The 924-nt window shown below is 38.7% G+C and carries 1 pseudogene; it reads right to left on the bottom strand.

Annotation, left to right across the window (positions count from 1 at the left end):
• Positions 1 to 21: 21 nt before the first annotated feature.
• A pseudogene (locus V7K48_RS09575) lies at positions 22 to 864 on the bottom strand (IS5 family transposase).
• Between the last annotated feature and the right edge of the window lie 60 nt (positions 865 to 924).

The raw sequence follows: 924 nt of genomic DNA, 5'->3' as shown, positions 1-924 counted from the left end.
TAGACCTCTTGCAAAAGTCGCTTAAGAAGATTCGGTTTCGGAGAGATGAAGCTCGTAATTGTAGAGAGCAGCAATCAGATTAAACCTCAAACCAAATCTTTTTCGACGATTTCTATAAGTAAGGGACAAAATTTTAAATACCTTGAGCTTCCGATGTACATGCTCACCTAAAACCCTGATTTTAGCTAATTCTTGATTACTCTTTTTATCTTCAGAGGTTAACTTACCTCCTCTGGGCTTTTTCTTTGGAATCCGACTTTTCCTATGCAGTTTCTGAATACCTTGATAGCCTTTATCGCCCAAGCACTCTATATCTTCTCTCAACCTAACTTGACTATTTTTAAATATCCGAAAATCATGCTCTCTACCCTTGCTATGAGCGGTGCAGATGATTTTACCATTTGCTTGGTCTACCACTACTTGTGACTTCAGCGTATGCTGTTTCTTTTTGCCACTGTAGAACTTTTTTTGTTTTTTTTAGGGCGTTCAATCGGACTTTCTGTTACATCAACCACTACGACTTTTAACTGATGATTAGAAATCGCGAGTTTTTTCTTGCCTGGAAGTGTGAACACCCTAGAAATAAGTCAGCCTATCTTCTATTTTTCGGATAATTCGGTAAGCTGTAGACTCATTTATTCCCCAAGATTGACCTATATGAAAGTAGGTACGGTACTCTCTCCAGTATTCTAATGTCATCAACAATTGGTTTTCTAAGCTTAATTTACCCGGTCGTCCTATTTTCTGTTTTGTTTGCTCAAGCGATCGCACTACCTTTACCATCTCGTTAAAAGTATCTGGACGTACACCACACAAGCGTTTAAAGTCTTCTGACTTTAGGCTCTTTACCTGTTCGTAGGTCATAGATGCTACCAAACTCTAACTTACTTGTCTCACGCATTTGGGACTTTTGCAAGAGGTCTA

Source organism: Nostoc sp. (assembly GCF_036919615.1).
GTDB lineage: Bacteria > Cyanobacteriota > Cyanobacteriia > Cyanobacteriales > Nostocaceae > Nostoc.
This window is presented reverse-complemented; position numbering and strand designations above follow the sequence as displayed.